The 17127-nt window shown below is 75.0% G+C and carries 12 protein-coding genes and 1 tRNA gene; 6 read left to right on the top strand and 7 right to left on the bottom strand.

The features are described 5' to 3' along the window. Positions 1 to 63 precede the first annotated feature (63 nt). Positions 64 to 158 (bottom strand) — tRNA-Sec (locus EKG83_RS33410). A gap of 94 nt (positions 159 to 252) precedes the next feature. Here EKG83_RS33410 and selD point away from each other — a divergent pair. Both selD and EKG83_RS33420 read left to right on the top strand, forming a co-directional pair. Further along, positions 253 to 1248 (top strand): selenide, water dikinase SelD, encoded by a 996-nt coding sequence (gene selD / locus EKG83_RS33415; protein WP_033434692.1) that lies wholly within the window; start codon positions 253 to 255, stop codon positions 1246 to 1248. Positions 1249 to 1420: 172 nt separating this feature from the next. Continuing rightward, positions 1421 to 4669 carry a GH92 family glycosyl hydrolase gene (locus EKG83_RS33420; protein WP_033434693.1) on the top strand — a complete coding sequence of 1083 codons (3249 nt, stop codon included), beginning with the start codon at positions 1421 to 1423 and terminating at the stop codon, positions 4667 to 4669. Positions 4670 to 4714: 45 nt separating this feature from the next. On the opposite strand, the gene EKG83_RS33425 is transcribed toward EKG83_RS33420, so the two are convergent. After that, positions 4715 to 5053 (bottom strand): hypothetical protein, encoded by a 339-nt coding sequence (locus EKG83_RS33425; RefSeq protein WP_033434694.1) that lies wholly within the window; start codon positions 5051 to 5053, stop codon positions 4715 to 4717. Positions 5054 to 5185: 132 nt separating this feature from the next. On the opposite strand from EKG83_RS33425, the gene EKG83_RS33430 reads away from it, so the two are divergent. Together EKG83_RS33430 and EKG83_RS33435 are read left to right on the top strand one after the other, a co-directional pair. Next, the gene (locus EKG83_RS33430; RefSeq protein WP_033434695.1) at positions 5186 to 5479 is read left to right on the top strand and encodes a hypothetical protein; all 294 of its coding nucleotides are present in this window, start codon (positions 5186 to 5188) and stop codon (positions 5477 to 5479) included. 131 nt (positions 5480 to 5610) lie between these two features. Continuing rightward, a complete protein-coding gene (locus tag EKG83_RS33435) occupies positions 5611 to 8349 on the top strand; it encodes an AfsR/SARP family transcriptional regulator (protein ID WP_153278623.1) in 2739 nt (912 codons plus the stop codon). 13 nt (positions 8350 to 8362) lie between these two features. Here EKG83_RS33435 and EKG83_RS33440 read toward each other — a convergent pair whose 3' ends face one another. Further along, on the bottom strand, positions 8363 to 9835 hold the full coding sequence (locus tag EKG83_RS33440) for a hypothetical protein (RefSeq protein WP_033433004.1): 1473 nt from the start codon (positions 9833 to 9835) through the stop codon (positions 8363 to 8365). A 191-nt stretch (positions 9836 to 10026) separates the two neighbouring features. Between EKG83_RS33440 and EKG83_RS33445 the strand changes: the two genes are divergently transcribed. Continuing rightward, entirely contained in the window at positions 10027 to 11487 is a 1461-nt protein-coding gene (locus EKG83_RS33445) for a peptide MFS transporter (RefSeq protein WP_033432903.1), read from the top strand. 586 nt (positions 11488 to 12073) lie between these two features. Next, entirely contained in the window at positions 12074 to 12940 is an 867-nt protein-coding gene (locus EKG83_RS47205; RefSeq protein ID WP_051766339.1) for an AAA family ATPase, read from the top strand. Here EKG83_RS47205 and EKG83_RS33455 read toward each other — a convergent pair. The 4 genes from EKG83_RS33455 to EKG83_RS33470 all read right to left on the bottom strand — a co-directional run bounded on the left by EKG83_RS33455 (position 12924) and on the right by EKG83_RS33470 (position 17118). Next, positions 12924 to 13445: an NlpC/P60 family protein gene (locus EKG83_RS33455; RefSeq protein WP_051766340.1), complete on the bottom strand. Its 522-nt coding sequence runs from the start codon at positions 13443 to 13445 to the stop codon at positions 12924 to 12926. The two genes, EKG83_RS47205 and EKG83_RS33455, sit on opposite strands and share 17 nt — an antisense overlap. Positions 13446 to 13550: 105 nt before the next feature. Then, the gene (gene lepB / locus EKG83_RS33460) at positions 13551 to 14087 is read right to left on the bottom strand and encodes a signal peptidase I (protein ID WP_063741390.1); all 537 of its coding nucleotides are present in this window, start codon (positions 14085 to 14087) and stop codon (positions 13551 to 13553) included. A gap of 676 nt (positions 14088 to 14763) precedes the next feature. Further along, positions 14764 to 15762 carry an alpha/beta hydrolase gene (locus tag EKG83_RS33465; RefSeq protein ID WP_051766342.1) on the bottom strand — a complete coding sequence of 333 codons (999 nt, stop codon included), beginning with the start codon at positions 15760 to 15762 and terminating at the stop codon, positions 14764 to 14766. A gap of 15 nt (positions 15763 to 15777) precedes the next feature. After that, entirely contained in the window at positions 15778 to 17118 is a 1341-nt protein-coding gene (locus tag EKG83_RS33470) for a cytochrome P450 (RefSeq protein WP_051766343.1), read from the bottom strand. Positions 17119 to 17127 lie beyond the last annotated feature (9 nt).

Raw genomic sequence — 17127 nt, forward strand, 5'->3', positions numbered from 1 at the left:
CGCTCCGGCGCCACCCGCTCCGGCACGGCCCTCCGCCACGCGGCCCGTCACCGGTCGCCGCCGTGGCGGAGGCGGACGGGAATCGAACCCGCCAGCGACAGGTCCTGCCGCTCAACGGTTTTGAAGACCGCGCCGGCCACCAGGCCGGGTACGCCTCCTCGTGCCATCGCCCAATCCTGCCGGCGGCGTTCCCGGGGCGCGACGCGGCCCACCCGGTGGGCGGGCTCGCGGCCCGCCCGGCAAGCTGATCACGTGACCCGACCCCGGCTGACCCAGTACGCCCACGGCGGCGGCTGCGCGTGCAAGATCCCTCCCGGCGAGCTGGAGGAGGTGGTGCGCGGCCTGACCGGCGCCACCCCGCGCGACCCGCTGGGCGACCTGGTCGTCGGCCTGGACCACGGCGACGACGCGGCCGTGGTCGCGACCGGCGACGGCACCGCCCTGATCGCCACCACCGACTTCTTCACGCCCGTGGTGGACGACCCGTTCGACTGGGGCCGCATCGCCGCCGCGAACGCGCTGTCCGACGTCTACGCCATGGGCGGCCGCCCGGTGCTCGCGGTGAACCTGCTGGCGTGGCCGCGCGAGGTGCTGCCGTTCGAGCTGGCGACCGAGGTGCTGCGCGGCGGGCTGGCGGTGTGCGCGGAGGCGGGCACGCACCTCGCGGGCGGGCACAGCGTCGACGACCCGGAACCGAAGTACGGCCTCGCGGTGACCGGGATCGGCGACCCGAACCGCCTGCTGCGCAACGACGCCGGCAGGCCGGGCGTGCCGCTGTCGCTGACCAAGCCGCTGGGCACCGGGGTGCTCAACAGCAGGCACAAGGCGACCGGCGAGGTGTTCCCCGAGGCGGTGGCGACCATGGCGCGGCTCAACCGCGACGCCTCGCGGGCCGCCCTGGCGGCGGGCGCGGTGTGCGCCACGGACGTCACCGGCTTCGGCCTGCTCGGCCACCTGCACAAGCTGGCCCGGGCCAGCGGCGTGACCGCCGTCGTCGACGCCGCCGCCGTGCCCTACCTCGACGGCGCGCGGGAGGCGTTGCGCGACGGCTTCGTCAGCGGCGGCACGCGCCGCAACCTGGAGTGGGTGCGCCCGCACGCCGACCTGGCCGCCGTGACCGGGGACGAGGCCCTGCTGCTGGCCGACGCCCAGACCTCCGGCGGCCTGCTGGTGGCGGGCGAGGTCCCCGGCGCCCCGGTCATCGGCGAGCTGGTGCCGCGCGGGGAGCACACGATCGTGGTGCGCTAGACCGCCGACCGCGCCCGGTCGGCGGTCTAGCGCACCAGCGTGCAGACCCCGCCGGCGCTGCCGACGGCCACGCAGTCCGGTTACCCCGCGAACGCACCCGATCTGTCCGGTTGCCGACAGGAATCGCTCACGCTCTGGGTTCACCTCACCACGCTGGGTACGGTCCGGGGACATGCGAACAAGCGTCCTGGCCGCCGCGGCGGCCACCCTGCTGGCGCTCGGCGCGGTACCGGCCACAGCGCACCCCGACGCGGCGGTCGTCCCCGACCCCGCCGCCCACGTCGACCCGCTGATCGGCACGAGCAACCTGGGGAACACCTTCCCCGGCGCGGTCGTGCCGTTCGGCATGGCGTCCTTCAGCCCCGAGGGCACCCGCGGCAACACCCTGCGCGTCGCGGCGCCCGGCGGCTACCGGTACGACGCCACCCGCCTGCGCGGCTTCAGCCTGACCCACATGTCCGGCACCGGCTGCGCGGGCGGGTCCGGCGACGTCCCGCTCTTCCCGCACGTCGGCACGGTCACCACCAGCCCCGACACCGACCCCGAGGACGAGGTCTACGCGAGCGACTTCGGCCACGCCGACGAGCACGCCGCGCCCGGCCGCTACGACGTGAAGCTCAAGTCCGGCGCCGAGGTCGAGCTCTCCGCGACCACCCGCACCGGCGCCAGCCGCTTCACCTTCCCGGCCGACCAACCCGCCACCGTCCTGGTGCGCACGTCCAAGTCGCAGGTGGGCAGCAGCGCCGCGCGCACCGCCGTCGACCCGGCCACGCGCACCGTCACCGGCTCGGTGACCAGCGGCAACTTCTGCGGCTACATCAACCAGGCAGGCCGCCGCAGCTACTACACGCTGCACTTCGCGATGGAGTTCGACCAGCCGTTCACCGAGGTCGGCACGTGGCGCGACAACGTTGTCACCCCGGGTTCGACGGCGTCGGAAGGCGGCACCACCTACGGCACCAACGGCTGGCCGGTCCTGGGCAGGGGCTCCGGCGCCTACCTCGGGTTCGCCCCCGGCTCCACGGTGAACGTGCGCGTCGGCATCTCCTACGTCGGCGTCGACAACGCCAGGCGCAACCTGCGCGCGGAGAACGACGGCCTGCCCATCGAGGACGTGCGCGACAACGCCTACCGCGCGTGGCAGGAGCAGTTGCGGCGCATCGAGGTCGGCGGCGGCTCGGACGCCGACCGCACGAAGTTCTACACCGCGCTGTACCACTCCCTGTTGCACCCCAACGTGTTCAGCGACGTCAATGGCGAGTACGCGGGCATGGACGGCAAGGCGCACCGCGTCCGGCACCCGCAGAGGGCCCAGTACGGCACGTTCTCCGGCTGGGACGTGTACCGCTCGCAGCTCCCGCTGCTGACCCTGCTGGAACCCGGCGTCGGCTCGGACGTCGCCCAGTCGCTGCTCAACCAGGCCGAGCAGAACGGCGGCGTGTGGGACCGCTGGACGCACGCCAGTGGCGGCACGCACGTGATGAACGGCGACCCGTCCCCGCAGGCGCTGGCGGGCATCCTCGCCTTCGGCGGCGACCGGTTCGACGTGCGGCGGTCGCTGGCGTCGCTGGTGCGCGCGGCGACCGTGCCGACCCCGCTGGACCTGAGCAAGGACGGCTGGGCGGTGATGTCGGTGGGCCAGCGGCCGTCGCTGGACAAGTACCTGCGGCTGCACTACATGCCCTCGGTGTCCAACGCGTGGGGCGGCGCGGCGGAGACGCTGGAGGTGTCCGGCGCGGACTTCGCCATCGGCCAACTGGCCGCGCGGGTCGGCGACCGCCGCACGCAGCGCGAGTTCGCCGCCCGCGCCCAGTGGTGGCGGAACAACTACGACCCGGTCGCCGACGAGACCGGCGGCTACCCGCGCAACCGCGCCGAGGACGGCACCTGGGCGCCGAACTTCACCCCCGGCACCGCGCACGGCTTCGTCGAGGGCACCAGCGCCCAGTACACGTGGATGGTGCCGCACAACGTGGCCGGCCTGGTCGACGCGCTCGGCGGCCGGGAGCGGGCCAACCGGCGGCTCGACGACTTCTTCCACCACGCCGACGGCGGTTGGGCGCTGTCCAAGGCGGGCGGCACCAAGTCCGCGCTCGACAACGAGCCCTCGCTGAACGTGCCGTGGCTCTACAACTACACCGGACAGCCTCACAAGACGCAGCAGACCGTGCGCGAGGTGGTGAACGCGCTGTGGACCACCGGGCCCGGCGGCATCCCCGGCAACGACGACCTGGGCGCGATGTCGTCGTGGTTCGTGTTCGCCGCGATCGGGCTCTACCCGCAGGTGCCGTCGCGGGCCGAACTGGTGGTCGGCAGCCCGCTGTTCACCTCGGTGAAGGTCAACCGGGACGGTCGGGACATCACCATCACCGCGCCCGGCGCGTCGTCGGAGGCGATGTACGTGCGCGGTTTGCGGGTCAACGGCCGGGACACCACCAGGCCGTGGCTGCCGGAGTCCTTCGTGGCCCGCGGTGGCCGGCTGGACTTCACCCTCGGCACCGCGCCGGACACCGCGTGGGGTTCGGCACCGGCGGACGCACCGCCGTCGTTCCGCGAGGGCGAGCAGCCGGTCCCGCACGACCAGCCGTACCACCTGCGGGTCGTGCCGGGTGACCCGGTCGTCGCACCGGGGGCGACCCTGGCCGCGCGCATCGTCGCCACCAAGCTCTACGAGGGCGACCCCGCGGCCACCTACACCCTCACCGGCCCGCCGTCGCTGGTGTTCGACCCGCCGTCCGGCGCGGTGCCCGGCGCGTTCACCGTCACCGCCGCGCCGGACGCGCCGCAGGGCTTCCACGCGGCGACCGCGACGGTCCGGGTGGCCGGCGCGGACCCGGTGGTGCTGCCGCTGGTGGTGAAGGTCGCCCCGGAGGGCAGCATGCTCGCCGCGGTGAACAACACCGGCACCTCCGAGGACGAGACCGGCGACGGCGACTTCGACGGCGGCGGGTACAGCTACTCCCGGCGGGCGCTCGCCGCCGCGGGCCTCGTGCCCGGCGGGACGGGCGAGGTGGGTGGCCTGGCGTTCCGCTGGCCCGACTCACCCGCCGGGCGGCCGGACAACGCCGTGGCCGCGGGGCAGCGCCTCGACGTCACCGGCACGCGCCTGGCGTTCGTCGGCTCGGCCACCAACGGCGCGCGGGCCCGCACCGCCGAGGTGACGTTCACCGACGGCACCACCGCGGCGGTGGAGCTGGGCTTCAGCGACTGGACGCTGGGCGGCGGCAGCGCCGGCCCGTCCTACGGCAACGCGGTCGTGGCGACCACGCCGTACCGCAACCAGAGCGGCGGCGGCAGCGAGCAGGTGGCCACGCACATCTTCGCCACGAAGGTGTTCGCCGCGCCGGAGGGCAGGCGACTGCGGTCGGTCACCCTGCCCGCCGACGAGGACCTGCACGTGTTCGCGGTGGCCTCGGGCTGAGCCGGGCGGGTGGCCGGACGCGGGGCCCGGCCACCCGTGGCCCGGTTACGGCCAGGGGCCGTTGCTGCACGTGAAGACGTCGGTGGCCGACGCCGAACCGCTGCCGTCGGCGACCTTCGCGGTGAGGGTCAGGACCTGACCGGGGGTGCACCGCTCGGAGACCGCCCAGCGGTTGTTCCACTGGGACACCGGGACCCCGTTGCGGGTCCACGTGATGGTCATCGGCGGCACGGCGCCGCTGATCTGCGGGGCGCATCCGTAGTAACCACCGCCGGTCTCGCAGTCCATCGAGACGGTGGGGACGGCCGAGGCGGGTGCCGCCGCGGACAGCAGGGCCGTGACGGCACTCGCCGCGAGTAAGGCGGCGCGGGTGGCGGATCTCAAGGGTTTCCTCCGCTGGTGGTGGGCAGTCGGCCCACGGTAGCCGGCCGCGGGCCCGCCCGGAACGCCCCGACCATGATCCCGATCGGGTCACCGCAATGCGTGAACCCGACCACCACCGGGTAAGGCAGGGAGGTGACCGAACGAGAACCGCTCGACCTGGGCGCCACCGAGTTCTCCGCCGAGGAGGAGGCCCGCGTCCGGCGCGAGCACGACCTGGACCGGCCCGAGGTGTTCGACCGGCGCAACGGCATCGACGAGCGCGCGGGAACGCGGGCCAGCCTCCTGCCGGAGGAGGCGGGCACCGGCAGCGCCGACCCCGAGGCGCAGGCCCGCGAGGTGCTGCGCGACTCCGACGTGCGCACGGAGATCCCCGGGTCCGCGCCGGACACCATGATCGAGCGACGCGCTTCCGACGAGCACGGCTGAGGCCGGGCGCTCACCCGGACGGCACCCCGGTCCGGCGGCCGTCCGGGTGAACCACCCACGACCTCGCACCCGTCACCCGCCCGGGGCGCTATTGCTGTCCCCGTGCCCCGGCGGAGTGCGAGGGGATCGGCATGGCGGTGGAGATCCGGCTCCTGGGCGAGGTGACCGCGCACGTCGGCGGCCGCCCGGTGGACCTCGGTCCGGCGCGGCAGCGGTGCGTGCTGGCGGCGCTGGCGGTGGACGCGGGCCGGGTGGTCCCGGTGGAACGGCTGGTCGAGCGGGTCTGGGGCGCGGCGGGGCCGCGGCGCGGGTCGACGGCGCTGCACAGCCACGTCTCGCGGCTGCGCCGGGCCCTGGCCGGCGCCGCGGACGTGGTCCGGCGCTCCGGCGGCTACGCGCTGCTGGTGGACCGGCCGGACGCGGTGGACGTGCACCGGTTCCGCGCCCTGGCCGCCCGCACCGGCGACGTCGACGCGCTGACCGGGGCGCTGGCGCTGTGGCGGGGCGAACCGCTGGCCGGGCTGACCGGGCCGTGGGTCGAGGCCGAGCGCGACCGGCTGCGCCAGGAGCGGCTGGCCGCCGAGCACGACCTGGTCGACGCCAGGCTCGCCGCGGGCCAGGGCGCGGAGCTGGTCGCGGAGCTGGCCGCGCGGGCCGCCGAGCACCCCCTGGACGAGCGGGTCGCCGGGCAGTACCTGCTGGCCCTGCACCGCGCCGGGCGCACCGCCGACGCCCTGGCCCACTACCGGCGGCACAGCGCCCGGCTGGCCGACCGGCTGGGCATCGACCCGGGCGCCCCGCTGCGGGAGCTGCACCAGCGCCTGCTGGCGGCCGACCCGGCGCTGGCCGGGGCACCCGCCCGGCCCGCCCGGCGGGTGCCCCGGCAACTGCCCGCCGCACCGGTCCACTTCACCGGCCGCGACGCCGAGCTGGCCGCGCTCACCGCCGCCGTGGACCGGGGTGGCGCGGTGGTCATCTCGGCCATCGCCGGCGCCGGGGGCATCGGCAAGACCTGGCTCGCCCTGCACTGGGCGCACCGCAACCTGCACCGCTTCCCCGACGGCCAGCTCTTCGTCGACCTGCGCGGCTTCAGCCCCGACAGCGAACCGATGGACCCCGCCGTGGCCGTGCGCGGCTTCCTCGACACCCTGGGCGTCGAGCCCGGCCGCGTCCCCGTGGGCCTGCGGGACCGGGTCGACCTGTTCCGCCGCCTGCTGGCCGGTCGCCGGGTGCTCGTGGTGCTCGACAACGCCGCCGACGCCGCCCAGGTCGCGCCGCTGCTGCCCGCCGACGACTCCTGCACGGTGGTGACGACCAGCCGCAACCGGCTGTCCGACCTGGTCACCGGGCACGGCGCCCGGCACCTGCCGCTGGACGTGCTGTCCGAGGACGAGGCCGCCACCCTGCTCACCGCCCGCCTGGGCGACGCGCGGGTGCGCGCCGAACCGGGCGCGGTGGCCGAGCTGGTCCGGCTGTGCGGCGGGTTCCCGCTGGCGCTGGGCATCGTCGCCGCCCGCGGCCGCACCGAGCCCCACCTGCCGCTGGCGGCGCTGGCGGCCGAGCTGCGCGAGCTGGGCCTCGACGCGCTCGACGACGACCCGACCGCCGGCCTGCCGACCGTCCTGTCCTGGTCCCGCCGCGCCCTGGACGCCGCGCACGCCCGCGCGTTCGCCCTGCTCGGCATCGCACCCGGCCCCGACGTCGGCCTGCCCACCGCCGCCAACCTCCTCGGCCTGCCCGCCGAGCGGACCGGGGCGCTGCTGCGCGGCCTGGAGGACGCCTCCCTGCTCACCCGGGACGCCCGCGGCCGGTACCGGATGCACGACCTGGTGCGCCGGTACGCCGCCGACACCGCCCGGCACGGGCTGACCGGGGCCGAGCGGGACGCGGCGCTGCGCCGCGCGGTCGACTTCCTGGTGCGCACCGCGGTCACCGCCGACCGGCTGCTGGCCCCCTACCGCACGCCGATCCACCTCGACGACCTCGTCCCGGGCACCCGCCCCGAGCCCCTGGCCGACCAGGGCGCGGCACTGGCGTGGCTGACCGCCGAGCACCCGTCCCTGCTCGCCGCCCAGCGCCTGGCCGCCGAGCGCGGGTGGCACCGGCGGGTCTGGCAGGTGGCCTGGGCCCTGCAGACCTTCCACATCCGGCGGGCCCACCTCCAGGACGGGGTGGCGACGTGGCGGGCCGCGCTCACCGCCGCCGAGCACCTGGACGACCCGGGTGCCCGCATCGGGGCCCACCGGTCCCTGGGCGTGTTCTGCGCCAACACCGGGGCGCACGACGAGGCCGTCGGGCACCTCCGGGAGGCGGTGGCCCTGGCCGAGCGGACCGGTGACCGCGCCGCGCTCTCGCACGCCCACCACGCCCTGGCGCGGGCGTGGGAGACGCGCGGGGACGACCGGCGGGCGCTGGAGCACGCGGAGCTGGCGCTCGGGCTGTTCCGGGAGCTGGGCAACCGGGACTTCGAGGTCGACGCGCTCAACTCGGTGGGCTGGTTCGAGGCCAGGCTGGGCGAGTTCGAGCGGGCCCGCGCCCACTGCGGGGCGGCGCTGGAGCTGGCCCGCGAGGACGGCGACGAGGGGATGCAGGCCGCCTCGTCGGACAGCCTCGGCTACATCGCCCACCACAGCGGGCGGCACGCCGAGGCGCTGGAGCACTACGGGCGGGCCACCGCCCTGTTCCGCGCCAACGGCGACACCCACTACCTCGCCGACTGCCTGGACCGCCTCGGCCGGCCGCACGTCGTGCTGGGGCAGCGCGAGCGGGCGCGGGCGGTGTGGCGCGAGGCGCTGGAGCTGTACCTGGCGCAGCACCGCGAGGAGGACGCGGAGCGCGTCCGGCGGCAGTTGGCGGAGCTGGGCGGGTGACCGCCCGTGCTCCTCAGCGCGCCCGCATCACGATGAAGTCGCCGTGGCCGCCGTAGCCCAGGACGGGTTCGGCGTACTGCGTGCCGTCGAAGGTGAGCAGCCACCACTCGCGGCCCACGGGCAGCAGCACCGGGTGCGGGATGTTGGTGCCGTAGGGCGCGTCCAGGGTGCCCAGCTTGCGCATGGACAGGTCGTAGACGGGGTAGTGGCGGGCGTCGCCGTCGCTGGCGAAGACGTACCAGTCGCGGCCCACGCGCTGGATGATCGTGCCCTCCGTCTGGTCGACCGAGCGGTCCGCCCCGATCAGGCGCAGCGACTCGGCGTAGTCCGCGCCGCGCGGCCCGACGGCCAGCGCCGGGTGGAACACGAACGCGGGCTGCTGCGCCTCGCTCTCCACGAACGCGAGGTGCCACCGGCCGTCGATCCGGGTCAGCGCCGGGTCCCACGAGCTGACCGCGGTGGGCAGCGGCACCCGCTCGGTGCGCAGGACGTGCACCCCGCTCAGGACGTTGGCGGTGGTGGCGACGTGGCGGACGTGCACGCCCCGGAAGGCGAAGTCGCCCCACGAGCTCATCAGCAGGATGAACCGGCCGGTGCGGTCGTCGTAGACGATCTGCCCGGCGTGGTCGCCCAGCACCACGCCGTCGCGCTCGAAGAACAGCACGGCGACCTGCTCCAGCCGGGTGGGGTCGGCCAGGTCGAGGGTCCACACCGCCCAGTGCGCCTGCTGGAAGAAGCCCAGGCCGGCGTTGGTCAGGGTCAGGTAGAGCTTGCCGTCGCGGATGAACGGCCGCCCGTCGGCGTGCTGCACCACGTGCGGGTCGCGCACGCCCGCCTGCCCGAAGTACCCGGCCCGCACCCGGCCCAGCCGCACCGACCCCCCGCCGCGCCCGCCGTAGGCGTACTCCAGCGCGCCCAGCACTGCGGGGACCCGCAGGTCCACCAGGGCCCGCACGGCGTCGCGCGCGGTCACCACCGGCTGCCAGCCGGTGCCGGTGCCGGTGGGGTCGACCAGCACGGTGACGGCGTTCTCGTTGACCACCACGGCGACCCGGAACGCGCCCCGCACCTGCACGGGGGCCGACGCGACCACGGTGGTGGCCCCGCCCGCGGTGACCTCGATGGCGGCCAGCCCGGCGGCCGGGTCGACGGTGCCGAGCACCGACGTGGCGCCGCCCGCCAGCCCGGCGACCACGACGCCCGCGCCGTCCACGCCCGCGACCTCCACCAGCACCGACGCGAACGGCGCCCGGGGCCGCACGCCGGTGCCGACGAGGGTGTCCGCCGCCCGGTGGACCGCGCTGTCGTACTGCGCGAACCGGGGCGCGACCAGGTCGAACGGGCGGAACTTGTGCGTGATGGCGAAGTGCAGGTCGAACGGCGTCGGCGCGGGGCTGCCCGCGGCCGGTGGGCCGCCGAACACCGTCGACGCCGCCCCGAGGGCACCCGCCGTGCCCAGGTGGCGCAGCAACGCGCGTCGCTCCATGCCGTCCTCCTCGAAATCCCGCCGCCGGAACCCGTTGTCATCGAGCAACCACGTGTTACCCGTTCCGGTGAGAAAACTCCAGGGGTCGAGGGGGTTCGACCGCGTTCGGTCACGAGGAGTGTCAACGGGTAACACCGGCGGGCGAGCGTTGCCCCCTGCCGCCCGGGTACCCCCGGCGGGGAGGACGGCCTATGAGCACGACCGCGGACCGAGTCAAGGGCGACAAGGGGTTCTTCGGCCACCCACAGGGCCTGGCCACCCTCTTCGGCGTGGAGATGTGGGAGCGGTTCTCGTTCTACGGGATGCAGGGCATCCTGACCATCTACCTGTACTACTCGGCGACCCAGGGCGGCCTCGGCCTGCCCGAGGCCACGGCGACGAGCATCGTCGGCGCGTACGGCGGCCTGGTGTACCTGTCCACGATCGTCGGCGCCTGGGTGGCCGACCGCCTCCTGGGCTCGGAGCGCGTGCTGTTCGGCAGCGCGGTCCTCATCATGTTCGGCCACGTCGCGCTGGCCCTGCTGCCCGGCTTCCTCGGCGTCGGCGTCGGCCTGTGCGCGGTCGCGCTGGGCAGCGGCGGGCTCAAGGCCAACGCCACCGCCCTGGTCGGCTCGATGTACGCGGCCGACGACGAGCGCCGGGACGCCGGTTTCTCGCTGTTCTACCTGGGCGTCAACCTCGGCGCGTTCATCGGCCCGCTGCTCACCGGCCTGGCGCAGACGGAGCTGGGCTTCCACTACGGCTTCGGCCTGGCCGCGATCGGCATGGCCGCGGGCCTGACCCAGTACTGGTTCGGCCGCAGGCGCTTCCCGGCGGAGGTCAACGCGGTGCCCAACCCGCTGCCGCCCGGCAGGCGGCCGCTGGTGGCGGTCGCGGCGCTGGTGGCCGTCGCCGCCGTGGTGGCGCTGGTGCTGACCGGCGTGGTGCGGCCGGACAACCTGTCCGACGTCACCGTCGTGGTCATCCTGGTGGCGGCGGTGGCCTACTTCGCGGTCATCCTGTCCAGCCGCGAGGTCACCGGCGTCGAGCGCAGGCGCGTGCTGGGCTTCATCCCGATGTTCCTCGCCAGCTTCGTGTTCTTCGCCCTGTTCCAGCAGCAGTTCACCGTCGTGGCGATCTACGTGGACCAGCGCCTGGACCGCAGCCTGTTCGGCTGGGAGATGCCCGTGTCGTGGGCCAACTCCATCAACCCGGTCTTCATCATCCTGCTCGCCGGCGCGTTCGCGGCGCTGTGGACCAAGCTCGGGTCGCGCCAGCCGTCCACACCGGCCAAGTTCGCCCTGGGCACCGTCTTCATGGGCGTGGCCTTCCTGCTGTTCCTGCCGGTCTCCGGCGGCACGGGCAACAGCACGCCGCTGCTCGCGCTGGTGCTGATCCTGCTGGTGTTCAGCGTCGCGGAGCTGCTGCTCTCACCGGTCGGCCTGTCGCTGTCGACCAAGCTGGCGCCCAGGGCGTTCCACACCCAGATGGTGGCGTTGAACTTCCTGTCCATCGCCCTGGGCACGGCGACCGCCGGTTCCCTGGCCGAGTACTACAGCGTGGACGACGAGGCGCCCTACTTCGCGGTCGTGGGCGGCGCGGCCGTCGCGTTCGGCGTGCTGCTGGCCCTGGTGAGCCCGTTCATCCGGAGGCTGATGAGCGGCGTGCACTGAGACCGCGCCGAGAGGGGGCCCGGCGACACTGAGACGGAGGACACCCCCGGCGGGTGAAACACCGGAGGGGGTACCGCCGTTATAAGGAGTGGTCGGTGCGGTCCGTGTCCCCGGGCCTCACCTAGCGCCTTCGCGGAATACCGTTCGGCTGGAGCCGCGTCGTGCCACTCGCCGAGAGGCGACCGCCGCGCCGACCCCCGTACCCGCCCCCGGCCGCAACCTCCCCCCTCGTGCGGCCGGGGGCTGCTCACCCTCGGCCGCACCTCCCCCCGTGCGGTCGAGGGTGCCCCACCCGCGCCGGCGGTGTTGTCCACTGTGGACTCCCCCGGCAGTGCCCGCCGCGCTGCCCGACCCGCCGGGCACCGTGCCCGGCCCCACCACGCCCGCGCCGGCTTCCGCTGCGGGCGCAAGGATTTCCGCCGCAGGTGTGACGGCTCCCGCTGTGGGTGTGCCGGCTTCCGCCGCGAGCACCGCCGGGCACGGCGCCAACCGCACGTCGCACGGGTTCCGCCGTCCCGCCCGCCACCGGGCCGAGCAGGTCGATGCGGCAGGCGCTGCCGCCCGATCGGCCCGATACCCTCTCCCGGTGGACGCCCTGCCGCTGCACCCCTCCGCCGCGTCGCTCGTCGGGACCGGTGACGTCGTGCCGTTCGACGCCCTCGCCGGGGACGGGATCGTCGCGGCGCTGGCGGCCCGGCTGGACCTCGGCGGGGCGGTGGCGCGCGCCGACCTGGTGGCCGCGGCGTCCCTGGAGGCCGACCGGTTCGGCGACGTGGCGGTGCGGCCGGAGCACCTGGCGCTGGGGTGGGCGCGCGCGACCGGCGCGGACCTGGCCCGGGCGCGCGAGGAAGTCCACCTGCTGCTGGCCGAACGCGCGCAGGAGCAGTACGCGTCGCTGCGACCGGTCCCGCGCCCCGACGCCGCGCGGCCGCCGGTGGCGGTGCTGCTGGCCGGCGTGCCCGGCACCGGCAAGAGCACCCTGGCCGAGGGGTTGGCGTGGCGGTTGCGGGCGCCGGTGTTCTCGGTGGACTGGCAGTTGGGCGCGCTGGTCCCGTTCGGTGCGCTGCGGCTGGAGAACACGGCGCCGCTGACCGAGACGAACTTGACCGCGTCGCTGGCCCGCCAGGTGCAGCTCGGGCTGGACGTGGTGGTGGACGCGACCGGTCACCGCCGGGAGACGAGGCGGCGGTGGCGCGAGGTCGCCGAGCGGCTGGGCGGGGTGTTCGTCGGCGTGGAGTGCGTGTGCTCGGACGAGGCGGTGCAGCGCGACCGGGTCGAGGGCCGGTCGCGCGGCATCCCCGGCTGGCACGCGACGGTGCCGTGGGAGCACGTGCTGCGCATGAAGGCGCTCTGGGAGAGCTGGGACGAGCCGCACCTGGTCGTCGACTCGGCCGTGGAGTCGCCCGGGAGCGCGCTGGAGGAGGTGCTCGCGGAGATCAGCCGGCGATCTTGAGGTAGCGGATCGGCGTGTAGCCGGCGGCGGTCTCGGGCGACCAGGAGCGCTCGACCACCGGGGCGCCGTCCGGGCCGGTGTGCTCGCGCACGACCGGTCTGGTCCGAGCCCCGTCCTCCCAGCGGACGAACAGCGCGACGTGGCCGGGGCTGTTGAGCGCGTCGCCCGGCATCAGCTCCTCGCGCGGGATCTCGCGGGACACCTCCGCCAGGTCGGTGGTGGCGCGCGAGTGGTCCAGGCCCCACGCCATCGAGACGTAGCCGGAGCAGTCGGTGCGGTACCTGCCGTACGAGTTCTCGTGGCAGGACTGCTGGCTGTAGGTGACCTGGTCGTCCAGCCAGGTCTGCGCCCGGTCCAGCGCCTCCTGGCGGGAGGTGGTGCGGTCCTCCGGGTAGGTGCCGCACGCCATCAGCGACGACGGGTCGTCGGCCGGCGCGGACAGCGCGGACGGCGCGGGCAGGAGCAGCGCGGCCGCGACGGCGGCCAGGGTGGTGCGGGTGTTCATCGTTCCCCTCCGGGTGGGCGGTCTTGCCACCAGGAGGGCTTTCCCGACACACGTTCGGGTTTGCCTCAAACCACCTGCACGGGTACTTGTTCGCCGCCCCCGTGATCAGTTCGTGAGCGGCGGCGCGCCGACGTCCCCGAAGTCCGTCAGCGGCCAGATGCGCCGCCACACCACCCCGGCGACGTCCGCCTCGGCCACGAAGCCGTACTCGCGGGAGTCGGTGGACATGGTCGGGTTGTCGCCGAGCACGAAGAAGGTGCCGGGCGGCACCACCACGACCGCGTCCGTGCCGCCCCGGCCGTCGGGGGCGCAGCAGACGCCGGGGTCCCCGGAACCGACGGCCACCGACAGCCACTCGCCGGCGGGTGGGCGCACCCGGACTTCGGAGTTGGTGATGCGGACCTCGTCGCCGGGGACGCCGATGACCCGGCGCACCACGGTGGTGTTGGCGGGTGTGCGGAGAGTGACGACCTCGAACCGGTCCGGAGTGCCGCCCAGGGCGAGCACCCGATCACCGGACCGCAGGTTCGGGTTCATCCCGTCGCCGGACACGGGGGCCGACAGGAGGACCGCCATGAGGACTGTGACCAGCAGTAGTGATACGCCTCCGCCCAGCAACGCGGTGACGAGCCGTCCGCGCAACCCGCTGCTCCTCCCACCCGGCCCCGACCGCCGCAGGGCACCCGTTGCGGGGACCCGAAGTTCACGCAGAGTAACTCACGGTGGGGCGGAAAGCACTAATGGGGGATGAATGGGGATGGATGGAGATGCATGGAGATGGATGGGGTGAATGGCGGCAAGCGATGGATAACGCGGGCGGGGCGAGCCGGGGCAGGGCGCGGTGCGGTGCGGCGGAGCGGGACGCGGCGGCGCGGCGGGGTGGGGCGGGCGGCGGCGGGGTGAGAGGCGGCGGCAGCGTGGGCGGCGGCGGGGTGAGGCAGGGCGTTGCGAGGCGTGGCGTGGCAAGGCGTGGCGTGGCGTGGCGAGAGGCGGGCGGCTGCGAGGTGGGGCGCGGCAGGCGGCAGCGAGGCGCGGCGGGCGGCGGCAGTGCGGGCGGCGGAGCGAGGCGCGGCGGAGCGGCCAGGCCCGGCGGGGCTGGGCGGGGCTGGGCGGGCGGCGAGGCGGGGCGTAAGAGGGCGGGGCGGGAATGGCTGGAGCGGGTAAAGGGCCTGCCGGGCAAGAGCCGGCCCTCGCGTCTGCGTCGAACCTCGCCCTCGCCCCCGCCCCCGCCCCCGCCCTCGCCCCCCAACCCCAACCCCAACCCGACAAGACAACCAGTGGTGCGGAGTCCGCGGCGCGGCGGACCCCGCACCACCGCTCAGCGGCCGACCTCCTCAAGCGCCCAGGCCGCCACCGCCGAGTAGTAGTCCCCGGCACCGGGCGCGAGGTTGATCGAGTGCCCGTACCCCGGCAGCACGAACGTCCGCAGCGGCCCGGCGAAGTAAGGCACCTCGGCCGCCCACAACGCGCCCGCCGAGGAGCAGTCCGTCGCCAGCGCACCGCACACGGCCGCGTCCCGCTCCCCCACCGCCGTCATCACCGGCACGTTGATCAACGAGCTGTAGGGCAGCAGCACCCCCACCCCGAGCCCGTCGGCCGCCTCGGTGGGCGAGAACACGTCCTTCAGCGACTCCTCCACCGCCATCACGTCGGGCGCGTACGCCCCGGGCGCGTGGAAGCTCTCGTACCGGGTCCCCGGCGCCGTGGTCAGGTACCCCGCCGGGTACAGCAGGCCGAACTTGGGGTCCAGCGACGCGGGCCGGAAGTTGGTGAACGCCGCGATCACGCCGGTCGGGTTGATCCGGTGCGTCATGCCGGTCACCAGCACCCCGTCGACGTCCTGGTAGGTCCCCGCCTCCACGACCCCGATGGCCGCGCCCAGCGAGTGGCCGCCGATGATCACCTTCGCGAAGCGCGGCCCGTACGCCCCGCTCCGCAGCCCCCGCACGACCTGGTGCATCGCGTCGGCCTGGACGAACGCGGTCAGGGCCACCGCCAACGGCCTGGAGCTGCCGCCGGTGCCGAGCCGGTCGGCGGTGAACGTGGCGAACCCCGCCTGGTTCTGCACCGCCCGGAAGGAGTGCCTGCCGTCGGGGAAGTCCCAGTAGGAGCTGTTGTAGGTGGCGCCCGGGACGAGCAGCTGGACCGTCGTCGCGCCGGACGGGGGCGTGCACAGGGTGCCGTGGACGACGTGGCGGCCGCCGAGGACGGTCACCGGCGCGTCGACGTCACGGCAGGCGAGGGTCGCGGCCGAGGCGGACGTCAGCGACGTCGCCACCAGCAGGGTCACCAGGCCGACGGCGAGTGAGTGGCGCAAGAGGGGGCTCCAAGTTCAACGGGATCGGGCGGTCATGGGCAGGCGGTTGGGGTAGAGCAGCCCGACGACCCTGGGCCGGACGGGTTTGCCCGGTACCGGCACGAGCCGCCAGCGGGCGGCGACGGTGGCGGCCACGATGGCCATCTCGGTGTGCGCGAAGGCGTGGCCGGGGCAGTGGTGCAGGCCGCCGGCGAACGGCACGTAGGCCCCCGCGGGCACGGCGGCGGCGCGGTCGGGCAGCCAGCGGTCGGGGTCGAACAGCTCCGGCCGCTCGTGGTAGCGCGGGTCGTGGTGCAGGGCGTGCGGGCTGAAGCCGACCTCGGTGCCCGCGGGCAGTTCCACGCCGCCCAGCCGGACGGCGGTGTTGGTGCGCCGCAGCGTCAGCCACAGCGGGTACGCGCGCAGCACCTCGTCGACCACGCGCCGGGTGTAGGGCAGCGCGCGCAGGTCCGCCGCGGTCGCGGGTCGGCCGCCCAGCACCCGGTCCACCTCGGCGTGCAGCCGGCCGGCGACGCCGGGGTTGCGGGCCAGCTCGTGGAACAGCCAGGACAGCGCGATGCCGGTGGTCTCGGTGCCCGCGGTGAGCAGGGTGACCACGTGGTCGCGCACCTGCTGCCTGCCCATCGGCTCGCCGGTGTCCTCGTCGCGGGCGCCCAGCAGCACCGACAGCAGGTCCTCGCGGCCGGCGCGGGGCGAGTCGACCACGCGGTCGACCACCCGGTGCACGCGGGCGACCGCCTCGTCGAACCTGCGGTTGGCCGGGACGGGCAGCTTCTCCAGCACCGCCGGGGACAGGGCGCGCACCACGCCGAGGCGGATCAGCACGGGGGTGTTGGCCCGCACCTCCGCGCTCACGCCCGCGTCGAAATCGGTCGAGAACAACGACCGGCCGACCACGGAGATCGCCAGGTCCTGCATCAGCCGGTCGACTTGCAGCACCTGTCCATCCCGCCAGGAATTCGCGAGTTCCGCCGCGGCGGCGGTCATGGTTTCCGAATAGCGGGCGAGGGCGTGCCGGTGGAAGGCGGGCTGGATCATCCGGCGCTGCCGCCGGTAGCGGTCCCCGTTCAGGCTCACCAGGCCGTCACCGAAGGCGCGGCGGAGTTTGTCGACGAAGATCCCCTTGTCGAATGCCTCGTCCACCAGCACCCGGTGCGCGAGTTCGGCCGTGGTCACCACGTGCAGGGGAAGTCCGCCCAGGTAGACCCGCACGACCGGGCCGTGGCCCCGCAGACCGGCGGTGAATGCGAGACGCTTTCGCAAGAGTGCCGCGGTATGCCCCAGCACGGGTAATCGACCGGGAACCGTGGACACCTCGCATTTTCCGGAACCGCTGGTATTCGGGTTGGCGGTCATCGCCGCTCC

Source organism: Saccharothrix syringae, assembly GCF_009498035.1.
In the GTDB taxonomy this organism is placed as follows: Bacteria; Actinomycetota; Actinomycetes; order Mycobacteriales; family Pseudonocardiaceae; genus Actinosynnema; species Actinosynnema syringae.

Bases quoted from the DNA above. Each gene is read 5' to 3' on its own strand.
- EKG83_RS33420 (WP_033434693.1), top strand. From the start codon at position 1,421: ATGCGAACAAGCGTCCTGGCCGCCGCGGCGGCCACCCTGCTGGCGCTC.
- EKG83_RS33435 (WP_153278623.1), top strand. From the start codon at position 5,611: ATGGCGGTGGAGATCCGGCTCCTGGGCGAGGTGACCGCGCACGTCGGC.
- EKG83_RS33440 (WP_033433004.1), bottom strand. From the start codon at position 9,835: ATGGAGCGACGCGCGTTGCTGCGCCACCTGGGCACGGCGGGTGCCCTC.
- EKG83_RS33445 (WP_033432903.1), top strand. From the start codon at position 10,027: ATGAGCACGACCGCGGACCGAGTCAAGGGCGACAAGGGGTTCTTCGGC.
- EKG83_RS33455 (WP_051766340.1), bottom strand. From the start codon at position 13,445: ATGAACACCCGCACCACCCTGGCCGCCGTCGCGGCCGCGCTGCTCCTG.
- EKG83_RS33470 (WP_051766343.1), bottom strand. From the start codon at position 17,118: ATGACCGCCAACCCGAATACCAGCGGTTCCGGAAAATGCGAGGTGTCC.